General features: G+C 47.0%; 21 protein-coding genes, 1 pseudogene and 1 riboswitch. Of the genes and pseudogenes, 4 read left to right on the forward strand and 18 right to left on the reverse strand.

Translation table 11 applies throughout. The features are described from left to right. Nucleotides 1–42: 42 nt before the first annotated feature. The 8 genes from ppk1 to FYJ57_RS11170 form a co-directional block, all read right to left on the reverse strand. On the reverse strand, nucleotides 43–2,091 hold the full coding sequence (gene ppk1, locus FYJ57_RS11130; RefSeq protein ID WP_154432698.1) for a polyphosphate kinase 1: 2,049 nt from the start codon (nucleotides 2,089–2,091) through the stop codon (nucleotides 43–45). Nucleotides 2,092–2,219: 128 nt separating this feature from the next. Continuing rightward, the gene (locus tag FYJ57_RS11135) at nucleotides 2,220–3,044 is read right to left on the reverse strand and encodes a carbon-nitrogen hydrolase family protein (RefSeq protein ID WP_154432699.1); all 825 of its coding nucleotides are present in this window, start codon (nucleotides 3,042–3,044) and stop codon (nucleotides 2,220–2,222) included. A 309-nt stretch (nucleotides 3,045–3,353) separates the two neighbouring features. Continuing rightward, nucleotides 3,354–3,800, reverse strand: a complete 447-nt coding sequence (locus FYJ57_RS11145; protein WP_154432700.1) for a DUF1284 domain-containing protein — start codon at nucleotides 3,798–3,800, stop codon at nucleotides 3,354–3,356. 90 nt (nucleotides 3,801–3,890) lie between these two features. Then, nucleotides 3,891–5,063, reverse strand: coding sequence for a MalY/PatB family protein (locus FYJ57_RS11150; RefSeq protein ID WP_154432701.1), 1,173 nt, complete (start codon nucleotides 5,061–5,063; stop codon nucleotides 3,891–3,893). Nucleotides 5,064–5,128: 65 nt separating this feature from the next. Next, entirely contained in the window at nucleotides 5,129–6,001 is an 873-nt protein-coding gene (locus FYJ57_RS11155; protein ID WP_331466658.1) for a DUF3737 family protein, read from the reverse strand. 141 nt (nucleotides 6,002–6,142) lie between these two features. Further along, entirely contained in the window at nucleotides 6,143–7,078 is a 936-nt protein-coding gene (locus FYJ57_RS11160; protein WP_154432702.1) for an AEC family transporter, read from the reverse strand. A 20-nt stretch (nucleotides 7,079–7,098) separates the two neighbouring features. Beyond that, nucleotides 7,099–8,064 carry a sugar kinase gene (locus FYJ57_RS11165; RefSeq protein ID WP_154432703.1) on the reverse strand — a complete coding sequence of 322 codons (966 nt, stop codon included), beginning with the start codon at nucleotides 8,062–8,064 and terminating at the stop codon, nucleotides 7,099–7,101. Between the two features lie 2 nt (nucleotides 8,065–8,066). After that, entirely contained in the window at nucleotides 8,067–8,714 is a 648-nt protein-coding gene (locus FYJ57_RS11170) for a bifunctional 4-hydroxy-2-oxoglutarate aldolase/2-dehydro-3-deoxy-phosphogluconate aldolase (protein WP_154432704.1), read from the reverse strand. 163 nt (nucleotides 8,715–8,877) lie between these two features. Further along, nucleotides 8,878–9,047, forward strand: a riboswitch (M-box (ykoK) riboswitch). A gap of 295 nt (nucleotides 9,048–9,342) precedes the next feature. Here FYJ57_RS11170 and mgtE point away from each other — a divergent pair. Then, nucleotides 9,343–10,674 (forward strand): magnesium transporter, encoded by a 1,332-nt coding sequence (gene mgtE, locus FYJ57_RS11175; RefSeq protein ID WP_154432719.1) that lies wholly within the window; start codon nucleotides 9,343–9,345, stop codon nucleotides 10,672–10,674. 67 nt (nucleotides 10,675–10,741) lie between these two features. Here mgtE and FYJ57_RS16565 read toward each other — a convergent pair. Then, nucleotides 10,742–10,894, reverse strand: a pseudogene (locus tag FYJ57_RS16565) (DUF6783 domain-containing protein); the annotation flags it as partial. Between FYJ57_RS16565 and FYJ57_RS16570 the strand changes: the two are divergent. After that, nucleotides 10,841–11,008: a DUF6783 domain-containing protein gene (locus FYJ57_RS16570; protein WP_408636471.1), complete on the forward strand. Its 168-nt coding sequence runs from the start codon at nucleotides 10,841–10,843 to the stop codon at nucleotides 11,006–11,008. The pseudogene FYJ57_RS16565 and the gene FYJ57_RS16570 overlap by 54 nt on opposite strands. Further along, complete coding sequence (locus FYJ57_RS11180; RefSeq protein WP_117525875.1) at nucleotides 10,995–11,345, forward strand: Hpt domain-containing protein; 351 nt, start codon at nucleotides 10,995–10,997, stop codon at nucleotides 11,343–11,345. The genes FYJ57_RS16570 and FYJ57_RS11180 overlap by 14 nt, the downstream gene beginning before the upstream one ends. A 96-nt stretch (nucleotides 11,346–11,441) precedes the next feature. Here FYJ57_RS11180 and FYJ57_RS11185 read toward each other — a convergent pair whose 3' ends face one another. The 9 genes from FYJ57_RS11185 to trpE all read right to left on the reverse strand — a co-directional run bounded on the left by FYJ57_RS11185 (nucleotide 11,442) and on the right by trpE (nucleotide 20,251). Continuing rightward, a complete protein-coding gene (locus FYJ57_RS11185) occupies nucleotides 11,442–11,987 on the reverse strand; it encodes a biotin transporter BioY (RefSeq protein WP_154432705.1) in 546 nt (181 codons plus the stop codon). A gap of 30 nt (nucleotides 11,988–12,017) precedes the next feature. After that, nucleotides 12,018–12,989, reverse strand: a complete 972-nt coding sequence (gene bioB, locus FYJ57_RS11190) for a biotin synthase BioB (RefSeq protein ID WP_154432706.1) — start codon at nucleotides 12,987–12,989, stop codon at nucleotides 12,018–12,020. A 737-nt stretch (nucleotides 12,990–13,726) separates the two neighbouring features. Continuing rightward, nucleotides 13,727–14,506, reverse strand: a complete 780-nt coding sequence (trpA, locus tag FYJ57_RS11195; RefSeq protein ID WP_154432707.1) for a tryptophan synthase subunit alpha — start codon at nucleotides 14,504–14,506, stop codon at nucleotides 13,727–13,729. Further along, the gene (trpB, locus tag FYJ57_RS11200) at nucleotides 14,499–15,683 is read right to left on the reverse strand and encodes a tryptophan synthase subunit beta (protein ID WP_154432708.1); all 1,185 of its coding nucleotides are present in this window, start codon (nucleotides 15,681–15,683) and stop codon (nucleotides 14,499–14,501) included. Before trpB ends, trpA begins: the two co-directional genes overlap by 8 nt. Continuing rightward, nucleotides 15,670–16,296, reverse strand: coding sequence for a phosphoribosylanthranilate isomerase (locus tag FYJ57_RS11205; RefSeq protein ID WP_154432709.1), 627 nt, complete (start codon nucleotides 16,294–16,296; stop codon nucleotides 15,670–15,672). Before FYJ57_RS11205 ends, trpB begins: the two co-directional genes overlap by 14 nt. 79 nt (nucleotides 16,297–16,375) lie before the next feature. Beyond that, nucleotides 16,376–17,182 (reverse strand): indole-3-glycerol phosphate synthase TrpC, encoded by an 807-nt coding sequence (trpC, locus tag FYJ57_RS11210; protein WP_154432710.1) that lies wholly within the window; start codon nucleotides 17,180–17,182, stop codon nucleotides 16,376–16,378. After that, nucleotides 17,179–18,192 (reverse strand): anthranilate phosphoribosyltransferase, encoded by a 1,014-nt coding sequence (gene trpD / locus FYJ57_RS11215; RefSeq protein ID WP_154432711.1) that lies wholly within the window; start codon nucleotides 18,190–18,192, stop codon nucleotides 17,179–17,181. The genes trpC and trpD overlap by 4 nt, the downstream gene beginning before the upstream one ends. Next, nucleotides 18,189–18,776, reverse strand: a complete 588-nt coding sequence (locus FYJ57_RS11220; protein ID WP_118568620.1) for an anthranilate synthase component II — start codon at nucleotides 18,774–18,776, stop codon at nucleotides 18,189–18,191. Before FYJ57_RS11220 ends, trpD begins: the two co-directional genes overlap by 4 nt. Beyond that, complete coding sequence (gene trpE / locus FYJ57_RS11225; protein WP_154432712.1) at nucleotides 18,773–20,251, reverse strand: anthranilate synthase component I; 1,479 nt, start codon at nucleotides 20,249–20,251, stop codon at nucleotides 18,773–18,775. Before trpE ends, FYJ57_RS11220 begins: the two co-directional genes overlap by 4 nt. Nucleotides 20,252–20,959: 708 nt before the next feature. Between trpE and FYJ57_RS11230 the strand changes: the two genes are divergently transcribed. Further along, nucleotides 20,960–21,640: a TIGR00266 family protein gene (locus tag FYJ57_RS11230; protein ID WP_154432713.1), complete on the forward strand. Its 681-nt coding sequence runs from the start codon at nucleotides 20,960–20,962 to the stop codon at nucleotides 21,638–21,640. The last annotated feature ends 212 nt before the right edge of the window (nucleotides 21,641–21,852 follow it).

The following is a 21,852-nucleotide window of genomic DNA, read 5'->3' on the forward strand; positions in this document are numbered from 1 at the left end:
CCTGCAAATCTTCACCATCGGTACATACTGAAGGGGCACTCTTCAAAGGTTCTCTGCAATCTCATATGCCTGTTCATAGAAATATTCCTGGGCATTCAGCGGTTCTTCATCCGTTGGCAGGATCCGGTAAATTCCCTCACCGTTTTCCTGACGGGCCTGCTGATTGTCTTTCAGCATGATCCGGAACATTTCCAGAAGGCGCGCTTTGATTTCTTCGTCATAAACCGGAGCAGCTACTTCCACACGGCGCAGAGTGTTTCTGGTCATAAAGTCTGCGGACGCAATATAGATTTTTTCTCTTCCTTCACTTCCGAAAATATAGATTCTGGAATGTTCCAGAAAACGTCCGACGATACTTCGTACATGAATATTTTCCGTCTTGCCTGGAACCTGTGGAATCAGACAGCAGATTCCACGGATCACCATATCGATTCGTACACCGGCACAGGAGGCCTCCACCAGTTTCTCCATGATTTTCTTATCCGTAAGGGAATTCATCTTCAGTCCAATGTAAGCCGGTTCCCCTGCTCTGGCATGTGCAATCTCTTCATCAATCATATCCAGAATCTTATTCTGCAGGCATTTCGGAGCCACCAGCAGATGATCCACATGTTTGATCGTCTCTCCCATGGCAAGAGCCTGGAATACATTGGCTGCTTCCAGTCCGATATCTACATTATAAGTCATCAGCGACAGATCCGTATAAAGCCGTGAAGTTTTTTCGTTATAGTTTCCGGTACCGATCTGTGTATAATATTCAATCTGTTCATCTGTTTTTTTCGTGATCAGACAGAGTTTTGAATGAACTTTATAGCCATCCAGTCCGTAGATGACACGACACCCTGCATCCTCCAGCAAACGGGACCATCCAATATTGTTTTCTTCATCAAAACGTGCTTTCAGTTCCACCAGTACCAGCACTTCTTTTCCATTTTCTGCTGCTTCGATCAGTGCTTCTACTACTTTACTCTGTTTGGCCACACGATACAGCGTCATCTTGATAGAAACCACATCTTTATCGTTGGCTGCTTCGTGGAGCATATTCAGAAACGGATTGATACTTTCATACGGATAGGAAAGCAGTTTGTCCTTCTCTTTAATCTGATCCAGAATCGGACGGTCACCGGTAAAGGCCGGGGATTTTCTTGGTGTTCTTCTTTCATAAAATAATTCCGGAATCTTACGAAGAGCATCCTCGATCTGGAAAACGAAAGACAGATCCAGCGGTGCCTGACTGTAGAATACATACTGTGATTTTATTGCCAGATGTTCACAGATCAGTTTCACACTGCCCTCGCTGAGTTTTCTGGAAAGTTCGATCCGCACTGGTGCAAGTTTCTTTCTTTTTTTGATCAGATCTGCCATAAATTCCCGGTAATCCAGATCTTCATCGTACAGCGCATCGGCATCAATATCTGCATTTCTGGTTACACGAAGCAGGGATTTCTCTTTTACCTGATACCCCTTGAATACTTTTGGAATGTAGTGGAGGATCAGTTCTTCCGACAGCATATACGTATTGCCTCCCGGCAGGTGGATCAGCCGTTCAAATACACCGCTTCCACACGGTATAATCCCCAGACGCTCTTTTCCACTCTTGGTGGTCAGGACAACCACCGCATAGATTTCTTTATTTTTCAGGAATGGGAATGGCTGTCGTTTCCCCACAATGGTCGGTGAAATCAAGCCGGAAATCTCCATATCAAAATATGCTTCCAGAAATTTATTTTCTTCTTCCGTGATCCTACTGAAATCCACCAGACGAACGCCGTATTCCTCAATCTTTTCCATGAGTTTTCCATACACTTCATCTTTTCTCCTGTTCAGGATCTCCACCTGTGGAAGAATCGCCTGAATCTGTTCTTTCGGCGTCATATGTGTTTTATTATCTCTGGAATCTTTTGCCACCAGCATCTGATCGATCAGCGAGCCTACACGCACCATAAAGAATTCATCCAGATTGCTCTGATAGATCGATGCAAATGTCAGGCGCTCACACAGCGGCACCTTCGGGTTCTCCGCTTCCTCCAGTACACGTTCATTAAATTTCAGCCAGGACAGTTCCCGGTTCATATAAATTGTCTCGTTCATTGCTTATCCCTTTACTTTCTTCTACCTTTTATCCAATTGTCACATTTACAAAAGTACTATATCAAATTTTCTTTAATTCTATATTGACGCTCTGTAAAATTCATGTTAAAAACTCATTTTGCTACATATTATTTTCCTTTCAGTTCATACAGATCCGTTCTCCGTGCGGATAATAATGGCAGCTGTTCGCGGATCGCATCCACGCGGTCCAGATCTATTTCCGTGATCTGAATGCCCGGTTTCTCATCCATCTGTGTCACCACATCCCCCCAGGGTGACACGACAAGAGAATGGCCCCAGGAGATATATCCTGCCTGCTCGTCTCTTGCATCGGAAGTTCCGATCATATAGCACTGATTGTCCACCGCTCTTCCCCTGAACATTAACTCCCAGTGTGCCGGTCCGGTTGTCATGTTAAAGGCTGCCGGTACCAGGATCATTCTGGCGCCCCGCAATGTCATCAGCCGTACGATCTCCAGAAATCTGCAGTCAAAGCAGATACAGATTCCCATTTTCCCAAACTCCGTATCAAAAACGGTAATCTGGTCTCCGGCGGTCAGTGTCGCGGACTCCTGATAGCACTGTCCGCCCTTCACGGCGATATCAAACAGATGCACTTTGCGGTGTTTTGCAATCTGGTTGCCCTGCCGGTCGAAGACATAAGCGGTATTGTACACATGTCCTTCCTTATCTTTTTCCGGTACACTTCCGGCTGACAGATAAATCTGGTATTTTTTTGCAAGAGCACTTAACCGTTGCCAGGTTTCTCCCTGTTCCATTTCCGCATAGACCGGAAAACAAGGTGTCTGGTACGGGCAGTTGAACATTTCGCCCAGGGTTACCAGATCAATGTTTTCGTCCTTTATACGTTTCAGATTCCGCTCCAGTTCTTCCAGATTTTTGCTTTTTTCTTCATAAACATGAGCCTGAATCTGGGCGATTTTCACCTTCATTTTTTCTCCCCCTTTCTGTCACAAATATTTGTAATTCTCTGACTTTAGTATAGATTTTCCATAACTTTTTGTCAATTTATCCTTCAAAAAACGAGGGGATTTTCCTCATGAAGCTAACATATTTTACTTCCATTCGCGGTAAGTTTAAATCTGCGGCCCAGCATTTCCGCTGCACGTCTGCACATCAGCATCCGTGATCTTACATCAGGTTCACTGAAACAGATTTTAAAAAAATGATGAATCACCCTTTTACAAGTGTTCCATCATTTTATGAAATCAATATGAAATTTCAGATATCTTTTAGAAAAATCAACGTAAAATATTTTTATTTTCCCATCGACTGCTTTTCTCACTGCAGATTTCATTCCACTCACAGTCCCCGCAGATCTTCTCCCGCAATCCTGTATCGATTACCTTTTTCTGGACTTTCTGCGCAAATTCCAGAAAGTTCAGTTCTTCTCCTTCTGTCAGCCCGCAGGCCTCCAGCACGCCATGATCATACCGAAACACTTTTTCCTGCGCTTCACAGATTTCCTTTGTTTCTCCGGAATTTTCCTCATCGGTAAGGAACTGATGGTTCGGGCATGCGCTGCAGATTTCATCCAGCGAAACCACCAGACGGATCGGGACATCCTGTTCCAGAATGTGTAACATTTTCTCCATATGCGCGGAGAATCCTTCGCTGTATCCTTTTCCTATAAAATACGCCAGACACATCCCATGATGCGGACGCACCGGTATTCGTTTTTTCTCCATATGTTTCTCATTTCTCACAGCTATCTTCTGTGTTTTTCGTAACTGTCCAATACCTTTACAGTTACTATTGTTCTTTGTTTTCTCCCGCTGTTATTTCTGACTCAGGTACGCTTCCACACCCCGTTTCAGCCGCTCACAGCCATCTGCTATCCGGCTTTTCTGGCATGCCAGATTGATGCGTAAAAACTGCTCGCCGGTTTTTCCGTACTGTGCGCCTTCCGATACATAAAGACCTGTCGTTTTTCGAATCGCATCGGCAAGTTCTTTCGCACTGCATCCAAGTGCATTGCAATCCACCCAAAGAAGGTAGGTCGCATCTGCCTCTGTCACTTTCAGCTGTGGGATCTCTTTTCGGATATAATCCGTCATGTATGTCCGGTTCTCAAAGAGATACTCACGGAGTTCTTCCAGCCAGTCTTCTCCTTTTGTAAATGCCGCGATTGCCGCACCAATGGCAAATACATTCGGTTCTGCCACCTCATCCGTATTCAACGCACGCCACACTTTATGATGCAGTGCCTCGTTCGGGATCATCACGGCTGCCGTCTGGATGCCTGCAATGTTAAATGCTTTCGTCGGTGCAATACAGGTCACACTGATATTTTTACAAGTCTCGGAAGCCGCCGCAAACGGAATGTATCCGGTGCCCGGCCGGGTGATATCGCAATGGATCTCATCTGAAAGAACCGTTACGTGATATTTCTCACACAGTTCTCCCACCCGTGCCAGTGTCTCCCGCTCCCAGATTCTTCCCACCGGATTGTGCGGGTTACACAGGATCATCAACGAAGTCTGCGGATCTGATAATTTCTCCTCCAGCGCCTCAAAGTCCATCTCATAGTTTTCCCCGTCATAGGCCAGCGGGCATTCCACCACATTTCTTCCGTTATTGACGATGGAATTAAAGAAAATATTATACACCGGTGTCTGAATCAGCACGTTTTCTCCCGGTGTGGTCAGCTTGCGGACCGTACTCGAGATCGCCGGTACCACGCCGGTACAGAAGGTCAGCCATTCTTTTTTGATGGAAAACTGATGGCGTCTCTCCCACCAGTTCATATATGCCTGATACCAGTCTTCTTCCACATCCGTATAGCCGAACACGCCGTGTGCAGCCCGCTTTTCAATCGCTTCCCGCACAGCCGGAGCCGTCTGAAAATCCATATCCGCCACCCACATCGGTAATTCATTTTCTGCCACATCCCATTTCAGAGATCCGGTATTTCTCCGGTCTGTGATCTGATCAAAATCATAGTTGCTCATGCTGTATCTTCCTCTCTGTCCTTTATTCAAACGTTGATTTTTCGAACCAGGTATCGCAGTCTGTACTATGCCTCGACTTCTTTTCCCTGTACAAAGATCTTCGTCTTTGACGGGTCTACCTTATCTTTTTCTACCGTCAGTTCTTTGATCTCATCCGCACGGATCACACCACTCGACGGGTTCAGCACACTGTCGATGGTTCCGTGGATCTTGGCATCCACAGAAGAATATTCAAATGCCAAAGTCGTATTGATCAGCTTACAGTTTTTCATCACCAGATTATCAATATAGCACATACCCTGCAGACTCTCGATGGTACAGTTTATCAGTGTCAGGTTTTTTGCATTCCATCCCAGGTATTCTCCGGAGATAAAGGAATCATACACGGTTACATTCTCACTGTTCCAGAATGCATCTTTAGACAGCATTGTTGCATTGTGCACTTCCATATTTTTTACACCGTCGAAGGAATAATTTCCCACCAGACGGAAGTTTTTCAACACCAGATCCTGGCAGTTCATGCCGAAATAATCGCCTTTTGCATCCACATGATCCAGTTCCACGTTCTGACAGCTCCACAAGGTCTCTGCCGCATTCGGGAAGGTCACATTGGTCAGTTTCAGTCCGTTACACCGACGGAAATTCTTCGGTGCTTCGATCACTGCATTGTTCACTTCGATCCGGTCGGTATACCACACACCTGCGCGTGCCATATCAAACCAGGTACAGTTCTCTGCCTTGATGTCTTTCGCATACCACAGCGGATATTTCCACTTGAACATACTTCCGTATAATTCAATATTTCTGCTCTCCTTTAACGGCGACTCTCCGTCATCAAAAATCGTATCATAAATTTTCAGATTCTTTCCCTGAAACAGCGCACGCTCGCCGGTCAGGAACTCCTGATGAATCTCTTTCATTTCTCTTCCATCTCCCATAATTCTCTTCTCCCATTCTGCTGCCATTGATTTCGTTATTCTGACAGGCTTATATAGAATTATTGTATTCTATTTTGTCAGATATGGCAAATACTTGTTTTGTACCACTGCATTATTATTACGTTACTGTTCATAACGTTATTACGCCACCGCAATCCACAAAAGCACTCTGCACACAACCGGCAGCGTCACGATTCCGCATAGTGTGGTTATCATCACGCCGCCCAGCGAATATGCTCCATCGGAACCGGAGGAATTGGCGAGCATAACCACAGAGGACATAGTCGGCATCGCGGTGATCAGAGACATGGTCATACGGATCTCTTCCGATACCGAAACGAAGCTCAGGACAAGATAAAACAGTACCGGAAATATCAACATTTTGCAGATAACAATTCCGTATAATTCCATCTGTTTTACATATTTGCATATATCCATACAGGCAAACACACCGCCAAGATAGATCATCGCGAGAGGTGTCGCCGTTGCCCCAATATTCTGGAATCCAGTCTGCAAGACACCCGGAAGCTTTAGTCCGGTCAGTACGAAAAGAATTGCCAGAGCGATAGCAACCGTTGCCGGGTTGATCAGCTTTTTCGGATCAAACTTCCCTTTTCCACTCGGGGAAGTCAATTTCACCCCTACTGTCCACATCGCCAGCTGATCCACGATGGTAAATACGGATACATACAGCATGCCCCGTTCCTGGAAAATGCTGGTGATGATCGGGATTCCCATAAATCCCACATTGCCAAACATCGTCATCGCCCGGTAGATCTGTGCCCGGTCGCCTTCTACATGAAACAATTTTGTCAACACAACGCCAAGTCCATATAAGAGAGTCGAGGCCGTCACCGCCAGTCCGATGATGGACAGCGATTTTACCAGTGCCACCCGGTCTACCTGACTGACCACATTGACAAAGATCATCATCGGCAGCGAAAGTTTCATCACTACCCGGGCGATCCAGTCGAGTCCTTTATCACTCAGCACACCGGTCCGCACAAGTATCACACCGATGACAAGATAGACGATAAACAGCTCAATCTGTTCCATCAAAATCCAAAATGTATTCATTTTTTCGTTCCCTGTTTTCTTTATTTCTGTATATTTCCCGCCATATAGGATTGCAGGATTTCTTCTGTCGGCAGCCCCTCATTGTCGCCGCGGTGCTGTACCTGGATCGATCCGATCGCATTGCCCCGTTTCGCACATTCGGTCACCGGAAGACCTTTCAGCAGTCCGCTCAGTACACCAACGGCAAATCCATCTCCCGCGCCCACGGTATCCACCACTTTTTTCACCGGATATCCCGGGATCATATCTCGGACTACTTCCCCGTTTTCTTTCTTTTCGGATACATAAGCGCCGTTCTTTCCATCTTTGATCACGACAAGAGCCACGCCCTTCTGATGATAAAAATCAGCCGCTTTTTCTTTATCTGTCGTACCCGCAAGGATCTCACATTCCCCAATTCCCGGCAGTACCACATCTGCGTAATTTGCCAGATCATTCAGCACGTTTCTCATCGTCTCCCCGTTCTCCCACAGAGCCGGGCGGAGATTCGGATCAAAGGTCACCGGAATCTGAGCCTCTCTCGCCCGCTCCATCAGGCGATAGGTCGCCTCTCTTGCTTCTTTCGATAGCGCAGGCGGAATGCCTGTCACATGCACCAGCTCGATTTTCCCAAGATCCAGTGCATCGATCTCTTTTGCAGACAGATGTGATGCTGCAGATCCTTTTCGATAATATGGTGCCGCCGGATCATGTCCGTCTTCCACATATTCTTTCAGTTGAATCCCGGTTCGATAGACCGGATCATACGTCAGAAGATTCGTTCCGATCTCATTGTCTTTTAGTGCCTGTTCGATATAATGTCCAAACGGATCATCCCCAAGCCGGGTAAGATATTCCACCGGAAAGCCAAGCCTGGTAAGCCCAATCGCCACATTGACCTCCGCCCCGGACATTCTTCTTGTAAAATGCTCCACGCACTCCAACGCACCAGGTGTATCTGCCAGTAACAGAGCCATCGGCTCTCCAAATAATAGTGTTTTCTTCATACTTATTTCTCCTGACTGCCCCGTACCTCTTTTACCAGTGCCACCGCATCCGCTGTCATCTGGCGGATCGCATCAAACTGCCCGCTCTGGATCAGGTCTTTTTTCACCATCCAGCTGCCGCCACAGGCAAGGATCACATCGCTTTCCAGATAAGAACGGACATTTTTCAGATTGATACCACCGGTCGGCATAAATTTCATTCCCACATACGGAGCCGCCAGTGCTTTGATTGCTGCCAGTCCCCCGGATGTTTCTGCGGGAAAGAATTTGACAACTTCCAGTCCCCGTTTTACTGCCTGCGCCAGCTCCGATGCCGTCACACAGCCCGGAAATACCGGAATCTCTTTCTCGATACAGTAATCCACGATCTCCGGATCAAAACCCGGACTCACAATGAATCTTGCTCCTGCTTCGATTGCTTCATCCACCTGCCGTGTTGTCAGAACAGTTCCTGCTCCCACGAACATCTCCGGATATTCCTCCAGCATGATGCGGATGGATTCCTTCGCTGCCGCTGTCCGGAATGTCACCTCCGCACAAGGAAGCCCTCCTTCGCAGAGTGCCTTCGCCAGCGCTCCTGCATCCTTCTCATCTTCCAGTACCACAACCGGTACAATTCCCATTTCTTTTATTTTTTCTGCTGCTGTCATCTGTCTTCTCCTTCCCCTGTACCCGTTTGGTCAGTGACTCTTTTCTTCCCCTTTGTACCGGGCACATCGCTGCTATCATTATATCGACTTTGACAGGTGTTTTCAATTGTAAAAAAGCGATTGACATTACTTTCTGTTTGCTATATGATAGTCACGACAAATAAAGATATTTCGGTAGGTGAGGTTACCACAGGGATTTGGATTTTCCTGAGATTGCTGCCGCAAGGCTGTGGAGACACAACGCGCTGGTCAGCAGGTCATGTCGTGAAGGCATAACCTAATGCAATTGATATATGCCCTGTGATACTAAAGCTTGAACGATGGTCAGGATTTTTTTCGTGATGTATTTTGCAGATTCTTTCATTGCTCAGGCTTTGAAGGAATTTTTTAATTTACAGAAAATTGCTTTTCTGTAAATTAAAAACGCTCCGCGGGGATACGCACTGCGACGTATAAAGTAGATGTCGCAAGTGACCGCCGCAGGCGCGAGAATGTGCCAAGACACATTCTTTGTTCTTTACATAAATACAAAAAATGAAAGGTGGTGAGGACATGGACTCTGATGCCAGTTATTACGCGAAAGGCAACGATCATATACCAATAATTACATATCGGAGGTACGTTTATGATGAACAAAGATATTTTTGTAAAACTGCTCCAGGAACGCCGCTACAAATCCGTAAAAGACGTTCTGGACGTAATGAACGCAGTAGACATTGCCTCACTGCTTGGAGAATTTGATGATAAGGAACTGGCTCTTGCTTTCCGTCTGATTCCCAAAGAAAAGGCGGCAGACGTATTTGCCAACATGGAGAGTTCCCTGCAGTCTGTCCTGGTAGAAGCCTTGTCAGAAAAAGAACTGAAGGAAATCCTGAACGATCTGTACATGGATGATACCGTGGATCTGTTAGAAGAACTTCCCGCCAATCTGGTTACCCGGATCCTCGATGCCAGCGGCCCGAAGGAACGGGAAACCATCAACAAACTGTTAAATTATCCGGAAGACAGCGCCGGAAGTATCATGACAACCGAATACGTAGATCTGAAACCGTATCTGACAGTAGGACAGGCACTCGCACATATCAAGAAAACCGGTATTCACAAAGAAACCATCTATACCTGCTATGTGATCCAGCAGCGGAAACTGCTCGGTATCGTGTCAGCAAAAGATCTGATGACAACCGATGATAATGTGCTGATTGAAGATATCATGGAGACGGAGATCATCTCTGTCTCTACACTGACAGACAAAGAGGATGTGGCTCACCAGCTTCGCAAATACGACCTGCTGGCACTTCCGGTTCTTGACACCGATGGTCTGCTTGTCGGTATCGTAACATTCGATGATGCCATGGATGTCATGGTCGAAGAGGCCACCGAAGATATCACCAAGATGGCGGCCGTATCTCCCAGTGAAAAAACTTACTTTGAAGTATCCGCCTGGGAACACGCAAAACGCAGAATCCCATGGCTTCTGGTGCTGATGTTTTCTTCTATTATCACCGGAACCATCATCACCCGTTATGAAGACGCTTTCGCTGCGATCCCGCTTCTTGTATCCTTCATCCCCATGCTGATGGACACCGGCGGAAACTGCGGTTCTCAGAGTTCCACACTGATCATTCGCGGAATCGCCCTGAACCAGGTAACCTTCCATGACTTTTTCCGTGTCATCTGGAAAGAATTCCGTGTTTCCCTGATCGTAGGTGTCGTTCTGGCTGTCTCCAACGGACTTCGGATCTATCTGACCTATCAACGGGCAGGTATGGCAGTCGTCATCGCCCTGTCCCTGGTCGCAACCGTTATTTCCGCAAAACTACTCGGCTGCATCCTCCCGATGTGCGCAAAAAAAATCGGCCTGGATCCGGCACTTATGGCCTCTCCGCTGATCACTACCATAGTCGATGCAAGCTCCATTATAATTTACTTCTTTATCGCAACCAAAGTATTTCATCTGTAGAAAGCAGAAAGCATTACAAAAACCGTTACTTTTTTCTTAAATTTTTATTGTTTTTGTGTGTACATACTTATATAATAAAATTAATTATAACATTTTTTCGTATAACAGACAGTTGTTTGCTCCTGTTCGATACACTAGAGCGTGTTTGAAAAAGGCTTTTCGTGAGCTGCGAGTCCCAGTTTGTGGGAGATTTTATCCGAATGAGGGCGGCGTAGCGGGCTACGCTGAGGCTTTTTTAACTGTGCAATCGGATTCACAGACAAATGAATGCTACAGTTATTTCGAAAACGATGTACCAGATGCAGAAAGGAATTGCAAGTATGAATATCAATGAATGTTATCAGGCTATGGGCGCGGATTACGAAGAAGTCTTCGGACGTCTCCGCAATGAAAAACTGATCGCCAAATTCGTCCTGAAATTTCCTGACGATCCCAGTTTTTCCCAGCTGAAAAACAGCCTTGCAGAAAAAAATACAAAAGAAGCGTTCCGTGCCGCCCACACTTTAAAAGGTGTCGCACAAAACCTGGGATTCACCCCACTCTATGAAACCGCAGCCGCCATCACCGAAGTCCTCCGCACAGGCAACCTGCCAGACGGTGAAAGTATGATGAATGCGGTTACGAAAGAATATGAGAGAACGATTGCTGCGATTGTGCAGTTGGATGCGTAAATAAAAATGCTCCTGATAATTAATCAGGAGCATTTTTATTTACGCGAGCAACGAGTCAAAGTCTGTACTTGCGCGAGACCTTGGCATCTGCTGCAATTACCGTATTCTTTTCTTTATCATCGGTCCGATGATCATTGCAATGATCATTTTTACCAGGTCTGCAGGGATGAATGGGATTACACAGACTGCGAGAGCTGCCTGGAAGGTGTAACCTGCAACTATACAGAACCATACGGTTCCGAAAAGGTAACATACGATGGTTCCGACGATCATACCGATAAGCTGGATCCATGGTTTGCGGCAGTTGTCGATGAACAGTCCGGCAATGACTGCCATTACGATAAATCCGATGATATATCCACCTGTGGGCCCTGCCAATTTCGCCGGACCACCAGTGAAACCGGAGAATACCGGAAGCCCAACAAGACCGATCAAAAGATAGATCAGATAACTGATGGTTCCTTTTTTCCATCCGAGAAGATACAGGGACAGATAAATCGCCAGATTGGTGAATGAAATCGGAACCGGCCCGATTGGAATGGACATCGGAGCAAGAATACAGGTGACTGCTGTCATCAGAGCTGTTATGGTTATTTCATAGGTTTTACTGCGGGATATCGTACTGCTTTGTGTCTGATCCATGTTAATACTTCTCCTTCTAAAGTTTGTCAATTATGCTGATTCAATCTCATAAGTAAATCCGGCATCCGTAATCGTTTTCAGAGTATCTTCGATCCCCTGACCATCTTCTGTCAGATAACCTGAAGCAAAGATAGAATCCACTACGCTAAGCAGTTTCTTTTCTTCCCCTTTAAAATATACTTCTCTTCCGGCGGCGCAGCGGATATCTGCTTTTGGCACAAGAAGTCTTGCAAGGCAGAGAACTTTCATGCAGTATTCGGTTGTCAGCATGGAGATATCGGCATCTCCGAGCGGAGTTCCTTTGATCGGCAGGAGGAAATTAATCGGCAGTGCCTCCGGCTGAATCTCACGCAGTTCAAGGAGCATGTCAACTACATCTTCTTTACTTTCACCCATACCGATGATCCCGCCACTGCAGATTTCAAAACCAATTCCCTGAAGCATGCGGATATTCTGTACACGCTGCTCGAAAGTATGTGTACTGCAGATATTATGATAATAAGAACGACTGCTGTTCAGATTATGATTGATCCGGTCCAAACCGGCTTCCCTGAGCATTCTGGCCTGTTTTTCTGTCAGAAAACCGATGGAGCAGCAAAGATGCGTTCCTTGTTCTTTCATCTTCCGGATCCGGCGGGCAAGTTCTTCAATCTCTTTATCCGTAAATTTCATACCACTCAGACCGATACAATGTCTGGATAAATGATACTCATTTACGAAATCATTATCCTGATACAGCTTATCTTCATCTACCCATTTGTACTTATCAATATCTGCGGTAGAACGACATGACTGTGCACAGTAAGCACAATCTTGAGAACAGTTGCCGCTGCGGGCATTGGTAAGAATATGAATACTTACACGATTCCCCTTATATCGATATCGTAAACTCTTCGCGCGATCGATCAGCACATCCAGTTCTTCATCCGGCGTGTTCAATATAGCGATCGCATCCTCCCTGGAAAGAACAGGTGCCTCTTTTTCATAAAATTCGGAATTCATAACATATCCTTTCATTTGTCACGGGCAAAATGCCCTTTCATTTTTCGTACGGATATCACTTTAACACATAAAAGTATTAATTGTCAACTTATTTTAATTTTAAGTTTACATTTCACATGTGTAAATTCAAATATCGAATATTCTTCCCCCTCTGGTGTATCCCTATGTCTCAATTGGATGTGTAGGATTATGTATGTTGTAGTGTCTTGAAACCCGGACGTGGAAGGAGCAGGTTCTGGGGTGGGGCAACATGGGCAGGGGAACTTTAAGCTAGCCGCTAACTTCGGCTATATTCACGATGCCCAGCTGACCATCGTGAAATCCTGCATAAGCGTCGGATCTTAAAGCTTCCCCTAACCGCCCATAAAATGTTGCCCCACCCCAGAACCTGCTCCTTCCACTGTTAAATTTCTATTCGACATAAGTAAACTGAAATGACTCAACAACCTCAATCGAAAAAAGCCGGCATCAACACCGTAAAGGAAACACTCACATCAAGACCCTCTCGTCCACCAATCCACAGAAATGGAGCGCCTGCCCGTAAGCTGCAGACAGCCTTTTGCTGGTGCCCTTAGCAAAGATGAGATCCATCGTTTACGGAATCTTAGGCTCGGGCGCTCTCGCGAGAGTCTTAGATGCAATTAACGATTAGCTCAGATTTGCGTTACCAGCGGTTGTCTGCAGCTTACGGGCAGGCGCTCCATTTCGTCCGGCGTAAAAGAAAACTACAAGAAAACCTAAGCCTCCCTGACAGCATCCTTCATAGCCTTCACATACTCCTTCACATAAGGAACACACTCCACCCCATACTGTCCGCAAAGCTTCACGATCGCCGATCCGACGATCACACCATCCGACTGCCCGGCCATCTTTTTCGCCTGCTCCGGATTCGAAATACCAAAACCAACGGCACAGGGAATATCCTTCGCCTTCTTCACCAGTTCCACCATCGCTCCGATATCCGTTGTAATCTGAGACCGCATACCCGTAACCCCCAGAGAAGAAACACAGTACACAAACCCCTGAGCTTCTTTGGCGATCATGGAGATCCGCTCATGAGAAGTCGGTGCAATCAGAGAAATCAGATCCAGCCCGTACTCCTTGCAGACTCCGTCAAACTCCTCTTTCTCTTCAAACGGTACATCCGGTAAGATCAGTCCGTCCATGCCAACTTCTGCTGCCTTTTTCACAAAACGCTCTGTTCCATAAGAAAACACTACATTTGCATATGTCATAAACACCATCGGAATACTCGAATTCTTCCGGATCTTCTCAACCATATCAAAAACCTTGTCCGTCGTAACGCCACCGGACAGTGCACGGATATTTGCCGCCTGAATCACCGGACCCTCTGCGGTCGGGTCAGAAAACGGGATTCCCAGTTCGATCAGATCTGCCCCTGCTTCCTCCATGGCATATACAAGCTGCTCTGTCACCTCCAGTGACGGATCCCCGCAGGTAATAAACGGAATAAATGCTTTCCCTTTTGTAAAACTCTCTGTAATTCTCTTATTCATAGATATCCTCCCCTCTGTAGCGGGCAATCGCTGCACAGTCTTTATCTCCCCTTCCGGAGATGGTAATTACTACAATCTGATCCTTTCCCATCGTCGGCACCAGCTTCTTCGCATACGCAACTGCATGGGCACTCTCGATCGCCGGGATAATACCTTCAACCTTAGACAAATATTCAAAGGCATCTACTGCCTCATCATCCGTGACCGGCACATACTCCGCACGTCCGGTGTCATACAGATGGGCATGCTCCGGTCCCACACCCGGATAATCCAGTCCGGCTGAGATCGAATATACCGGTGCGATCTGACCATATTCATCCTGGCAGAAATAAGATTTCATTCCATGGAAGATACCAAGCTTTCCGGTAGCGATCGTTGCTGCAGTTTCTGCCGTATTAATACCCCGTCCAGCTGCCTCACAGCCGATCAGACGTACACCTTCATCTTCGATAAAATTATAAAAGGTTCCGATCGCATTCGATCCGCCGCCGACACACGCCAGCACAGCGTCCGGAAGCCGTCCCTCTTTCTCCAGAATCTGCTCCTTGATCTCTTTGGAAATTACCGCCTGAAAATCTCTGACAATCGTCGGAAACGGATGCGGTCCCATCGCAGAACCCAGCACATAATGCGTATCTGCGATCCGGTTTGTCCACTCTCTCATGGTCTCGGAAACTGCATCTTTTAACGTGGCAGTTCCGGAAGTAACCGCATGAACTTTCGCTCCCAGAAGGCGCATCCGATACACGTTCAGCGCCTGACGCTCCATATCCTCTTTTCCCATAAATACTTCACATTCCATACCCATCATGGCAGCTGCAGTAGCTGTCGCCACCCCATGCTGACCGGCTCCTGTCTCTGCGATCACACGGGTTTTTCCCATTTTCTTTGCCAGCAGTACCTGCCCCAGCACGTTATTAATCTTATGTGCACCGGTATGGTTCAGATCCTCTCTCTTCAGATACACTTTCGCTCCGCCGAGATCCTCTGTCATATGTGCCGCATAGTACAGACGGGATGGTCTTCCCGCATACTCATTCAGAAGTTCTGATAGTTCCCGGTTGAATTCCGGGTCATTTTTATAATGATTATAGGCTTCCTCCAGTTCCAGAACCGCGTTCATCAGCGTTTCCGGAATATACTGTCCGCCGTGTACTCCAAATCTACCTTTTGACATCTTTTGTTTCCTCCATTCTCACGATTTCCACTGCCTGACGGATCCGTCCGGCGTCTTTTCTTCCATCAATTTCCAGGCTGCTGCTCAGATCCACCGCCCATGGATGAAGCATCCCGATCGCTTCCCTCAGATTTTCCACATCGAGACCTCCGGCCAGAAAATACGGTCGTCCGACTTCACCCACCAGAGACCAGTCAAACACTTTTCCCGTTCCGCCGCTTCCCTGATCCAGTAAAATATAATCCGCCACACTCTCCCGGGCCCGCTCCACATCTTCCTTCGACTTTATGGAAAATGCCTGAATCAGCGGTTTTTCTGTCAGTACCTTTAATTCCTGTATATATTCCTGCGATTCCTGTCCGTGAAGCTGTGCTATCTGTATCGTTCCCTCCTCGAGAAGCTCTGCCACCAGCTCTTTCGGTGCATTGACAAATACACCTACCGGAACAATTTCCTCCCGCAGTCCCCGTACCAGTTCCCGTAATGTTGCCCGGTCGATACTCCGTCTGCTTTTGGGATATTCCACAATAAATCCACAGTAATCCGGCCTTGCCTCATTGACCGCCGCGATATCCTCCGGCCGCCGCAGACCGCATATTTTTATTCTGCTCATGCTTAATCTCTCCTGCTGCTTTTTACCCCGATATGCGTTATACAGGATTTCCCTTCCTTACCCGCATCCGCTCTCTCATTTACCGGGAAAGTGGTTTCCCGTTCAGCGTCTCAAGCACCGCCTTTTTATCCGGGCTTCGCATCAGCGTTTCTCCGATCAGCACGGCATCCACCCGGTTATCATATAACAGATTGATATCTGCACTCGTCCTGATTCCGCTTTCTGATACAAAGACCACTTCCTCCGGTGCCAGATTCCGCAGCCGGATGCTGTTATTCATATCCACCCGGAATGTCCGAAGATCCCGGTTATTGACTCCTACGATCTTCGCTCCGGCTTCCAATGCCCGCTCTACTTCCCGCTCATCATGTGCTTCCACCAGCGCATCCAGCCCCAGACTTTCTGCCAGCTGCCGGTACTCTCTCAGCTGTACATCATCGAGGATCGCACAGATCAGAAGTACTGCTGATGCACCAAAGGCTTTCGCCTGATAGATCATATACTCATCTACCGTAAAATCTTTCCGGAGTACCGGAATATTCACTGCCGCTGTAATCTCTTCCAGATACCGGTCGGATCCCTGAAAATAAAAGGGCTCTGTCAGACAGGAAATCGCCGATGCACCCGCTGCCTCATATTCTTTTGCGATCTCCACATACGGAAAATCCGGTGCAATCAGTCCTTTTGACGGAGATGCTTTCTTCACCTCACAGATATAGGACATCCCTTCTTTTTTCAATGCCTGATAAAAAGACGTTGTCGGAAGAATCGCCGGATTCTGTTCCCGGTCCCGGATCCTTTCCTTTAATTCTGCAACAGATACCTTACCTTTTTCCTGGTCAATCCGCTCTCTTGTCTTTCCTGCAATTTCTTCTAATATATTCATGCTTCATTACTCTCCCGAATGAATGCTTCCAGTTTCTTCAGTGCTGCACCGCTGTCGATCAGTTGCTCTGCCAGACGTACACCTTCTTCCAGTGTCCCTGCTTTTCCTGCCACATACAGCGCGGCTCCGGCGTTCATGCACACGGCCTGTCGTTTCGCCCCCTGTTCACTGCCATCGAGGATTGCTCGGGTGATGGTCGCATTTTCCTGCGGAGTGTCACCTTTTAACTCGTCTTTCTCGCATTTTTTGTAACCAAACTGTTCCGGAACTATCTCATAAGGAGCTAATTTACCATCACAGATCTCACACACAGCAGTCGGTGCACTCATCGAGATCTCATCCAGGCTGTCCGTACCATACACAACCATACCATTTTTCACGCCCAGTTTCACCAGAACCTGTGCCATCGGCTCTACCAGCTCTTCACTGTAGACACCCATGATCTGCATGTTTGCATTTGCCGGGTTCGTCAGCGGGCCGAGAATGTTAAACACTGTGCGGATACCCAGTTCTTTTCTGACCGGTGCCACATATTTCATCGCGGTGTGATAAGTCTGTGCAAACAGGAAACAGATCCCGATCTTTTCCAGTATTTTTTCACTCTGTTCCGGTGTCAGCGTGATCTTTACACCCAGGGCTTCCAGTACATCCGCTGCTCCTGATTTGGAAGATGCCGCACGGTTTCCATGTTTTGCTACCGGAACACCACCTGCTGCGATGACCAGAGAAGCGGTTGTGGAAATATTAAAAGAATTGGAACCGTCCCCACCGGTACCGACAATCTCCAGGACATCCATATCATGTTTTAACTGCAGGGCATGGGAACGCATACCTTCGGCAGATCCTGTGATCTCATCAATGGTTTCACCCTTCATAGCTAAGGCTGTCAGATATGCCGCCGTCTGTACCTGAGAAGTTTCTCCATCCATGATCTCATTCATAACAGCTTTTGATTCTTCATATGTCAGATCTTCTTTTTTTGCCACTTTGATAATTGCTTCTTTGATCATTGTTCTCTTCCCCCTCTGACTACATCCATAAAGTTCTCTATCATAATCTTGCCATCCGGTGTCATCACCGATTCCGGGTGAAACTGTACACCGTAGATCGGATATTTTGTGTGTTCTACCGCCATCACTTCTCCGTCTTCCGACTCCGCAGTCACTTTCAGTTCTTCCGGCAGTTTTTCCTTTAATGCTGCCAGTGAGTGATACCGCGCTGCCGGAAATGTCTCCGGCAGCCCCTGAAACAGCTGATTTTCACCGATCTGATGAATCTCTTTCTGTTTTCCGTGCATCAGTTCTTTCGCATAGGACACCGTTCCACCAAATGCTTCGCAGATTGCCTGATGTCCCAGACACACACCAAAGACCGGAACCTTTCCTGCAAAATACCGGATCGCCTCAATACAGATTCCTGCATCGGACGGTTTTCCGGGTCCCGGAGAAAGGATGATGGCTTCCGGTTTCATCGCCTCGATCTCTTCCACCGTATATGCATCGTTTCGTACAACTTTGACGTCCGGCTCCACGGAACCGATCAGCTGATATAAGTTATAAGAAAAACTGTCGTAATTATCAATCAGTACTATCATTCCAATCCCTCCTGTGCCTGTGCAATTGCCTGAACCACGGCCCGTGCCTTGTTGCAGCATTCTTCAAATTCTTTCTCCGGTACGCTGTCCGCCACGATACCGGCACCGGAACGAATACAGATTTCGCCCTTCTTTTTATAAACCAGGCGAATCGCGATACAGGTGTCCAGATTTCCTGTAAAATCAAGATAACCGATCGCCCCACCGTAGATGCCACGTTTGCTGTGTTCCAGTTCTTCGATGATCTGACAGGCCCGGAACTTCGGTGCTCCGGAGAGTGTTCCGGCCGGCAGGATCGCATCAACGGCATCCACCGCATCTTTATCCTCTCGCAGATCTCCGACTACCGTAGAACCAAGATGCATGACATGTGAAAAATGTTCCACACACATGTATTTTTCCACTTTCACACTGCCGATCTTACTGATCTTTCCGATATCATTTCTTCCCAGATCCACCAGCATGTTGTGTTCTGCCCGTTCTTTTTCATCTTTTAAAAGTCCGGCTTCCAGTTCCCTGTCTTCTTCCCTTGTCTTTCCTCTCGGTCTGGTTCCGGCCAACGGGAAAGTACTCAGATTCCCGGCTTCCAGTTTTACCAGAGTCTCCGGAGATGCTCCCGCAATCTCAATATCGTCGCTGGAAAAATAGAACATATACGGAGATGGGTTTGTCGCCCTCAACACCCGGTAGGTATCGAAAAGATTTCCTGTCGCTTTCGCCCGCATCGGATTCGATAATACCACCTGGAAAATATCACCCTCACGGATGTAATGTTTGGCTTTCTCCACCATCTTACAGTATTCCGCTTCCGGAAACTGTGGCCGGATATCGGACTCCAGCTTCAGTTTTTCGAATTCCATATGCGGTCCGGTTTTCAGAAGCTGTGCCATCTCTTCCAGTTTTCCTTCTGCCTTCTGATAAGACGCTTCCAGATCATCGGTCATCACTCCGGCGATCAGCAACACTTTCTGACGGTAATGATCAAAGGCAATCACCTGATCGAACAACATCAGATCCATATCCCTGAAATCCTGCTGCTCTTTATCTTCGAGTTTTAATTTCTGTTCGCTGTATTTGATATAGTCATAGGAAAAGTACCCTACCAGCCCGCCGGTAAATGGTGGGAGTTCTTCCATCACCGGTGTTTTATACTGTTCAATAATCTCCCGCAGAGTATCGCCCGGATGTTCCACTTTCTTTGTCACAACCATATCCTCCCCGGTTTTGCGGATATTCAGGACTCCATCCGTACAGGTGATCTCCATCGCCGGCTCATAACCGAGAAAAGAAAATCTTCCCCACACCTCCGTCTGACTGGCACTCTCGAGCAGATAACAATGCTTACTTGCTTTCCGCAAAACCCGCATCACTTCTACGGGTGTATATCGATCCGCATATAACTCCTTACATACGGGAATTCTGCGATACTCTCCACTGGCTGCGATTTCTTTTACCTTTTCTAATGTTGGATACATTCGGGCACCTCCTGTAAATCTTTTCTGTTACTGTCTTTCCCTTTGTTTTTCTGTCCTGCCGCGAAAGTCTCAGGCAAGCATGAACCTTGACTTGTTGCCCGCGAATCAAAATTGATTCACCGGATCAATTATTGATACACAACGCGAAAAAACGCCCGCCCTCGACAGAAACTTGTTCTTCTGTCAAGGACGAGCGTATGATAAACTACCCGCGGTACCACCTTGTTTCACAGTTTGCACTGTGCGCTTTGCGGAATACCTGCATATTCCCGGCAACTGACGTATGCCCCACGTCGCAGAATACTGAGCCGATTCGAAATAATGACTGTTCACTGCGCCCTCAGCGGTCCATTTGGCAGCCTGCATCTCCACCCGGCTCTCACCCTCCCGGACTCTCTGTGCGCGCATAACTGCTTTGATCTCCGCTTCAACGGTTTACTACACTAAACTTTTCTATAAATTACCACATACATATATATTTGTCAAACACTTTTTCAAATTTTATTGTTTACTTTTTTCTTAATTCCATATCATCCAGCTGTCTACTTTGATATAATACCAGTAGAAACATCATCATAACCATGATTTTCACTGTTCCAGGCAGAATGTAAAAAACTCCGGAACTCATTCAAGCGGATATTCGCAATCCGCTTCGCTACTTGCTCATAACTGAACAGCTGCAAATTTTCTATACAGGAGGTACATACTATGCGTTATGAAATTCAGGGCGACACCTTGCCCGTTGTCATCTGTTATCTGGACGGCGGCGAAAGAATGATCACAGAAAAAGGAGCTATGAGCTGGATGTCACCGAACATGCACATGGCAACTTCTACCAACGGCGGCATCGGAAAGGCTTTCGGACGAATGTTTTCCGGTGAATCCATGTTTCAGAATATCTATACTGCCCAGGGCGGTCCCGGCATGATTGCTTTTGCCTCCTGCTTCCCGGGAAGTATTCTTCCTTACCAGATTTTCCCCGGGCGGGAACTGATTGTACAAAAGTCCGGTTTTCTCGCTTCCGAAGCCGGGGTAAACCTTTCTGTTTTCTTCCAGAAACGCTTCGGTTCCGGACTCTTCGGCGGTGAGGGATTTATCATGCAGCGCCTTGCCGGAGAAGGGATGGTATTCCTGGAATTTGACGGCCACGTTGTCGAATACGACCTGCAGCCCGGTCAGCAGATCATCGTGGATACCGGTTATCTGGCTGCTATGGAAGCCACCTGTTCCATGGATATCCAGACCGTTCCCGGTGTGAAAAATATGCTTTTTGGCGGGGAAGGCATCTTCAACACCGTCATCACCGGTCCGGGACATATATGGCTCCAGACCATGCCGATCTCGAATGTAGCAGGAGCGATTGCACCGTTTATTCCGTCAAAGTCTTAATTCGCAGAATCCATTCGCCAGACAGCACTGAAAACCTGCACATCCCTGCCTGTTATCACAGTAATTTTCTTGTGTAAATACAGACTTTAACTCGTTTTTGCTCAAATAAATCAACAGCCGGTATATGTTTCCATAAGACTCTGAAACATACACCGGCTGATTTTTCAGACACGCTCTAGTATATCGTTTCATAAATAACTGTATCATCTACG

It is taken from the genome of Oliverpabstia intestinalis (genome assembly GCF_009696065.1).
Taxonomy (GTDB): Bacteria; Bacillota; Clostridia; order Lachnospirales; family Lachnospiraceae; genus Oliverpabstia; species Oliverpabstia intestinalis.

What these genes read in the sequence shown, in the direction of transcription:
- ppk1 (WP_154432698.1), bottom strand. Translation starts at nt 2,091, where the DNA reads ATGAACGAGACAATTTATATGAACCGGGAACTGTCCTGGCTGAAATTT.
- FYJ57_RS11135 (WP_154432699.1), bottom strand. Translation starts at nt 3,044, where the DNA reads ATGAAGGTGAAAATCGCCCAGATTCAGGCTCATGTTTATGAAGAAAAA.
- FYJ57_RS11145 (WP_154432700.1), bottom strand. Translation starts at nt 3,800, where the DNA reads ATGGAGAAAAAACGAATACCGGTGCGTCCGCATCATGGGATGTGTCTG.
- FYJ57_RS11150 (WP_154432701.1), bottom strand. Translation starts at nt 5,063, where the DNA reads ATGAGCAACTATGATTTTGATCAGATCACAGACCGGAGAAATACCGGA.
- FYJ57_RS11155 (WP_331466658.1), bottom strand. Translation starts at nt 6,001, where the DNA reads ATGGGAGATGGAAGAGAAATGAAAGAGATTCATCAGGAGTTCCTGACC.
- FYJ57_RS11160 (WP_154432702.1), bottom strand. Translation starts at nt 7,078, where the DNA reads ATGAATACATTTTGGATTTTGATGGAACAGATTGAGCTGTTTATCGTC.
- FYJ57_RS11165 (WP_154432703.1), bottom strand. Translation starts at nt 8,064, where the DNA reads ATGAAGAAAACACTATTATTTGGAGAGCCGATGGCTCTGTTACTGGCA.
- FYJ57_RS11170 (WP_154432704.1), bottom strand. Translation starts at nt 8,714, where the DNA reads ATGACAGCAGCAGAAAAAATAAAAGAAATGGGAATTGTACCGGTTGTG.
- mgtE (WP_154432719.1), top strand. Translation starts at nt 9,343, where the DNA reads ATGAACAAAGATATTTTTGTAAAACTGCTCCAGGAACGCCGCTACAAA.
- FYJ57_RS11180 (WP_117525875.1), top strand. Translation starts at nt 10,995, where the DNA reads ATGAATATCAATGAATGTTATCAGGCTATGGGCGCGGATTACGAAGAA.
- FYJ57_RS11185 (WP_154432705.1), bottom strand. Translation starts at nt 11,987, where the DNA reads ATGGATCAGACACAAAGCAGTACGATATCCCGCAGTAAAACCTATGAA.
- bioB (WP_154432706.1), bottom strand. Translation starts at nt 12,989, where the DNA reads ATGAATTCCGAATTTTATGAAAAAGAGGCACCTGTTCTTTCCAGGGAG.
- trpA (WP_154432707.1), bottom strand. Translation starts at nt 14,506, where the DNA reads ATGAATAAGAGAATTACAGAGAGTTTTACAAAAGGGAAAGCATTTATT.
- trpB (WP_154432708.1), bottom strand. Translation starts at nt 15,683, where the DNA reads ATGTCAAAAGGTAGATTTGGAGTACACGGCGGACAGTATATTCCGGAA.
- FYJ57_RS11205 (WP_154432709.1), bottom strand. Translation starts at nt 16,296, where the DNA reads ATGAGCAGAATAAAAATATGCGGTCTGCGGCGGCCGGAGGATATCGCG.
- trpC (WP_154432710.1), bottom strand. Translation starts at nt 17,182, where the DNA reads ATGAATATATTAGAAGAAATTGCAGGAAAGACAAGAGAGCGGATTGAC.
- trpD (WP_154432711.1), bottom strand. Translation starts at nt 18,192, where the DNA reads ATGATCAAAGAAGCAATTATCAAAGTGGCAAAAAAAGAAGATCTGACA.
- FYJ57_RS11220 (WP_118568620.1), bottom strand. Translation starts at nt 18,776, where the DNA reads ATGATAGTACTGATTGATAATTACGACAGTTTTTCTTATAACTTATAT.
- trpE (WP_154432712.1), bottom strand. Translation starts at nt 20,251, where the DNA reads ATGTATCCAACATTAGAAAAGGTAAAAGAAATCGCAGCCAGTGGAGAG.
- FYJ57_RS11230 (WP_154432713.1), top strand. Translation starts at nt 20,960, where the DNA reads ATGCGTTATGAAATTCAGGGCGACACCTTGCCCGTTGTCATCTGTTAT.